This is a genomic window from Teichococcus aestuarii (assembly GCF_003116135.1).
Classification (GTDB): domain Bacteria; phylum Pseudomonadota; class Alphaproteobacteria; order Acetobacterales; family Acetobacteraceae; genus Pseudoroseomonas; species Pseudoroseomonas aestuarii.
Genome location: NZ_PDOA01000056.1, coordinates 1 through 5312, shown reverse-complemented (window position 1 = coordinate 5312; position 5312 = coordinate 1). Strand labels below are relative to the sequence as shown.

The window sequence follows — 5312 nt, the reverse complement described above, 5'->3', positions numbered from 1 at the left end:
CTCGACCTGACGCAGTTTGGCCACGATCTCCTCCGGCTTGTGCTGCTTCCTCGCCATCTCAACCTCCTCCCCTCCGCGTCCCGCTAATCTCACATCAGCGGCGGTCCACTTTTAAGGGGGCAGGTCACCTGCGTCAGCTCGCCCAGCGTCTCCAGCTCGGCGAACTGCGCGGCGTCGTTGGCATCGGCGATGGAGCCCGGGCGCAGTCCGTCGCCAAGCGAGAAGGACACGTCATAGGCGCGGCAGATCTCACAGATTTCCTCGAAATGCTCGTAGAGGAAGCTCTCGCGGTGATGGTGCAGGCACCACTTCGCCATGATGGATCCACCGCGCGAAACGATCCCCGTCACGCGGCTGGCTGTCAGCGGCACATGCGCAAGCCGCACTCCGGCATGGATGGTGAAGTAGTCCACCCCCTGCTCAGCCTGCTCGATCAGCGTGTCCCGGAATACCTCCCAGGTCAGATCCTCGGCGACGCCGCCCACCTTCTCCAGCGCCTGGTAGAGCGGCACGGTGCCGATGGGTACGGGCGCGTTGCGAAGGATCCAGTCGCGGATGTTGTGGATGTTGCGGCCAGTGGAAAGGTCCATCACCGTGTCTGCGCCCCAGCGGATCGCCCAGACCATCTTCTCCACCTCCTCGGCCATGGAGGAGGTGACGGCGGAATTGCCGATATTGGCGTTGATCTTCACCAGGAAGTTCCGGCCGATCGCCATCGGCTCCAGCTCCGGGTGGTTGATGTTGGCGGGGATGATGGCGCGGCCGCGCGCCACCTCATCCCGCACGAATTCGGGAGTCACGAAATCGGGGATGGCGGCGCCGAAATCCTCGCCGTCGCGCTCCAACGCCGCGCGAGCCTGGGCGCGGCCGAGATTCTCGCGAATGGCGACGTATTCCATCTCCGGCGTGATGATGCCAGCGCGGGCATAGGCAAGCTGGGTGACCGCCTTGCCGCCCTTGGCCCGCAGCGGGCGATGGCGGATAGGGAAGCTCGGAGTGAGGCGATCGGGGGAGACGAAGCCGTTGTCCTCAGGCTTCACCTCCCGCCCGTCATAGGTCTCGACATCGCCCCGCGCCTCAGACCAGGTCCTGCGGTGGCGAGGCAGGCCGCGCTCGATCGCGATCTCAGCGGCCGGGTCGGTATAGGGGCCGGAGGCGTCATAGACCGTTACCGGGGGCTCACCCGCGCTCGGGTGAAGGGCAATCTCCCGCATCGGAACGCAGAGTTCCGGGTGCCGGATACCCGGCTTGAAAACCTTGGTGGAGGCCGGGAGCGGGCCGGTCGTGACGGTCGGCACACCAGATTCCGGTGGCCTGCTGATGGTTCGGGTCGACATGTGCCAAAGCTCCTTCGCATCCGCTACGAAGACCCAGCGCTGGCACAGAAAGATGGAGGACGCCCTACCCACGCAGGAACGCGGGGGAAGCTCCTTTTTGAGGAGCCGCGGCAGCCGCACCGTCCCTACGCCAGCATGAACTGGATCAGGTTCAACGGGTCACTGCGCTGCCAATGGCGAGCAGTATCTCAGCCCCTTGTCGGGACCCCCCAGGTGACAAGGAAACTCCACCAGACGACGCCGGATTGTCAACGGGCCCTAGCTGGTGATGATCCGGGCGCGCTCACTACGCCCGAATTCTACTCATCTCTGACCTCAGCCGCAGGTGCTGCGACATGATAATCTTGGCGTAGGGTGCTCTTCAGGCTGTCAGCTGGTCCTTGCCATACATGACGGCTTTGCGCCCTGGCCCGCGCTGAACCAGCCTCCCGCGCCTGCGGCCGCCCAGTGCTGGCCGGGTCGGTTTGGCGGGGCGGGAAAGGGCATCTCGGTGACCTCGCAGGCCAGCTCGGGACATGCGGGAACGCGCCTTCCCCGACTTCTCCCAAGCGGTTCGCATGCGCCGTATTCATTCTAATACGGACTGGATGAAGTCAGATTATTCACTTGTTGGTGTTGGTGGCGCGCCATAGCCTCCTTGCCCTGAAGCACCGGAGACGACAAGCGTGAACGCTGAGATCCCGAACTTCCCGCACAGCGCCATCACGCGCGACGGCCGAGGCGTCTACACGCTCCAGATCCATGATGCGAAGCGCCTCAACATCCTGTCCACGCCCGTCATCACGGGGCTGACGGAGGCGGCGCGCTGGATCGGCGCGCAGCCGGACGCGCGGGCCGTGGTCCTCCGCGGCACGGGGGACCACGCCTTCGTCGGAGGCGCCAACATCTTCGAGATGGCGGAGCTGGACCCCGCTGGCGGGCGTGCCTTCATCACGCGCCTCCGGCGCCTGTGCGAGGCGGTCGCCGACATCCCGGTGCCCACCATCGCGCGCATTCCCGGCTTCTGCCTCGGCGGAGGGCTTGAACTGGCGGCCGCCTGCGACATCCGGCTCGGCTCGCGGGACAGCCAGTTTGGCATGCCCGAGGTGCGCGTCGGGATCCCCTCGGTCATCCACGCCGTGCTGCTCCCCGGGCTCATCGGGCCGGGCGCCACGAACTGGCTCCTCCTGACGGGCGAGACGGTCGATGCGGAGCAGGCCTTGCGCTGGGGCTTCCTGCAATTCGCCTGCGAGCCGGGCGAACTGGACGAGCTGGTGGAGCGCACGGTCGCGCCGATCGTGGCGAGCGGCCCGCGCGCCGTTCGCTCGCAGAAGGAACTGCTCCGCTACTGGCAGTCTTCGACGGTCGAAGCCGGTCTGGACCGCAGCGTCGAGGCGTTCGGCGACGCTTTCACGACGGACGAGCCGCGCGAATACATGGCTCCTTTCCTGGCCCGCAAGCAGGCCAAGGCGTCGTGACGGCGACGGGCGGAGCGGCGACGGCCGTTTGGAGCGAGGAGGGCACGGGCGGGCCGCTCGCGGGCGTGCGCGTGGTCGACATGACCTCGGTCGGGATGGGCCCCTATGCGACCCAGATCCTGGGGGACATGGGGGCCGACGTCATCAAGGTTGAGGCGCCGGAGGGCGACGTCTTCCGAAGCTCCGCACCGGCCGCATCGCCCGGCATGGGGGCGGTTTACCTGAACCTGAACCGCAACAAGCGGAGCGTTACCCTCAACGTCAAGCAGTCCGCCGACCTCGACAAGCTGCTCGCCCTCGTGGACGGGGCGGACGTCTTCATCTCGAACGTACGGCCCCTGGCGCTCACCCGGCTCGGGCTCGGGGCGGAGGCGCTCTGCGCGCGCAACCCGCGACTGATCCACGTCTCCGCCGTCGGTTTCGGGCAGGACGGCCCCTACGCGGCGGCGCCCGCCTTCGACGACATCATCCAGGCCATGAGCGGCCTGGCCGACGTGCAGGGGCGCAACGCCGGTGCCCCGGCCTACGTCAACACCATCCTCGCGGACAAGACGGCGGGCCTGACGCTGGCCTACGCCATCCCGATGGCGCTCTACGAGCGCGAGCGGTCCGGCCTCGGCCAAGCGATCGAAGTGCCAATGTTCGAGACGCTGGTCTCCTTCACGCTGATCGAGCACATGGGTGGCCGTAGCTTCGACCCGCCGAAGGGGCCGATGGGGTACGGCCGCGTGCTCTCGCTGCACCGCCGCCCCTACAGGACCGCGGACGGGTTCCTGGCGCTGCTTCCCTACACCGACGCCCAGTGGAAGCGCTTCTTCACGCTCTCCGGCCAAGAGGAGCTCGCGGGCGACCCCCGCTACGCAAGCGCCAGGGAGCGCGCGCACCACTTCGACGAACTGTACTCGGACCTGTCGCGCACCGTGGAGACGCGGGGCACGCAGGAGTGGCTGGACCTCCTCCGGGAGGCCGATATCCCGCACTCCAAGGTCAATTCGCTGGAGGACCTTTTCGAGGACCCCCACCTGAAGGCGACAGAGTTTTTCCGCCAAGTCGAGCACCCGACAGAAGGACGCCTGGTGGCGACGGCGCCGCCGGTCCGCTTCTCCCGGACCCCTGCGGCGATACGGCGCCCCGCTCCTCGCCAGGACGCCGACCGCGGGCTTCTGGACCCGCAGGCGTAACGTGACCGGCCGCACAGGGAGGCGGCCCCCGCCATGAACGTCACGCTGAAGCAGCTCCGCGTCTTCTGCGCCCTGTACGAGCAGCGCAGCTTCACGGCGGCGGCCCGCGCGGCCTTCGTCACCCAGTCCGCGGTGAGCAAGCTCTGCGCCGAACTCGAGGAGGAGGTCGGGCAGCCGCTTTTCGAGCGGTCGACGCGGAGCGTCACGCCCTGCGACGGCGCCGCGGACTTCTATGCCTACGCCCAGGAGGTACTCGGGACGATCCGCGCGGCGGAGCGGAGCATGTCGGGGCTGCGCTCCCTGGAACGGGGCCTCGTCGGGGTGGCGACCTCGCCCCTGATGATGATCGGCCTCATCGGCGAGCCGATCAGGGCGTTCCACCGGAAGTATCCGGGCGTGAAGCTCGACCTGTACGAATTGTCCACCGACGACACGATCGAGCATGTGCGGCACGGCCGCGTCGACTTCGGCATCGTGTCGCTGGAGGAGGCGCCGGAGCATCTCGAGACCCGGCCCATTTACCGCGACACAATGTTTGCCGTGTGCGCGCCGGACCATCCGCTCGCGCAGGAGGCGTCCGTGCGGTGGAAGGATCTCGCGGACCATGACCACGTCGCGCTGCGCAACGTCTACGCGGTGAGGCGTAGCCTGGACCGGCAGTCGGCCAAACTGGGCCTGAGCTTCCCGTACCGGGTGGAGGCGGGGCTGCTGACGTCAGTGTTCAGCATGGTGCAGGGGGGCCTAGGCATCACCGTGGCGCCTGGCTACGCGTGCGACTTCGCGCGTCAGCTGGGGCTTACGGTCATTGGCATTGAGGACGCGCACCGGCACGGGCACGAGCTCTCCCTCATCCGGCGCCGCAACGCACGGCTGTCGCTCGCGGCGGAGACCTTCCTGCTGGACCTGACGGCTTACCTCGCGGCGCGCGGGTGACCCGGCGGATGGCCTTCTCCGGGCGCCAAGCCTTCAGCGGCCGCATCCCGGAACCGGGTGCGCCCCTGGGCGGTGCCCGGATCTCCACCGGCGGACACCCGCGAATATTCGAAGGGCATCCGGCAACGGTTGCCGCCCTCTACAACAACAAATCACAATGCGGAGGAAAAGAATGAAACTGACCCGTCGCGGCCTTCTCGCGGGGGGCGCCACCGCCCTCGCCATCCCGGCGGTCCGCGCCCAGGCCCAGGCCTGGCCGTCCCGCCCTATCCGGCTAAGGCCTGTTAGAGCTTGAATGCTACTCCCATGTTTTGGGTATGGCGAAGGGCAAGGACGAGCAGCTTCTCACGGATGCGACCTGGGCGGTGTGGGAGCCGCTGATCGAGGCGGCCAGGCCTCACGGT

At 67.7% G+C, this 5312-nt stretch carries 3 protein-coding genes, 1 pseudogene and 1 riboswitch; of the genes and pseudogenes, 3 read left to right on the top strand and 1 reads right to left on the bottom strand.

Features of this window, described 5'->3' with window-relative positions:
• Positions 1-125: 125 nt before the first annotated feature.
• A pseudogene (thiC, locus tag CR165_RS24010) lies at positions 126-1337 on the bottom strand (phosphomethylpyrimidine synthase ThiC); the annotation flags it as partial.
• Between the two features lie 104 nt (positions 1338-1441).
• Positions 1442-1559, bottom strand: a riboswitch (TPP riboswitch).
• Positions 1560-2002: 443 nt separating this feature from the next.
• Between thiC and CR165_RS24005 the strand changes: the two are divergent.
• Genes CR165_RS24005 through CR165_RS23995 form a run of 3 tightly spaced genes read left to right on the top strand, consistent with a single transcriptional unit; the run spans position 2003 to position 4908 of the window.
• Positions 2003-2794, top strand: coding sequence for an enoyl-CoA hydratase (locus CR165_RS24005; protein ID WP_109519397.1), 792 nt, complete (start codon positions 2003-2005; stop codon positions 2792-2794).
• The gene (locus tag CR165_RS24000) at positions 2791-3975 is read left to right on the top strand and encodes a CaiB/BaiF CoA transferase family protein (RefSeq protein ID WP_219929859.1); all 1185 of its coding nucleotides are present in this window, start codon (positions 2791-2793) and stop codon (positions 3973-3975) included. The genes CR165_RS24005 and CR165_RS24000 overlap by 4 nt, the downstream gene beginning before the upstream one ends.
• Positions 3976-4008: 33 nt before the next feature.
• Positions 4009-4908: a LysR family transcriptional regulator gene (locus tag CR165_RS23995; protein ID WP_109519396.1), complete on the top strand. Its 900-nt coding sequence runs from the start codon at positions 4009-4011 to the stop codon at positions 4906-4908.
• The last annotated feature ends 404 nt before the right edge of the window (positions 4909-5312 follow it).

Coding starts and splice junctions, on each gene's coding strand:
- CR165_RS23995 (WP_109519396.1), top strand. CDS start 4,009: ATGAACGTCACGCTGAAGCAGCTCCGCGTCTTCTGCGCCCTGTACGAG.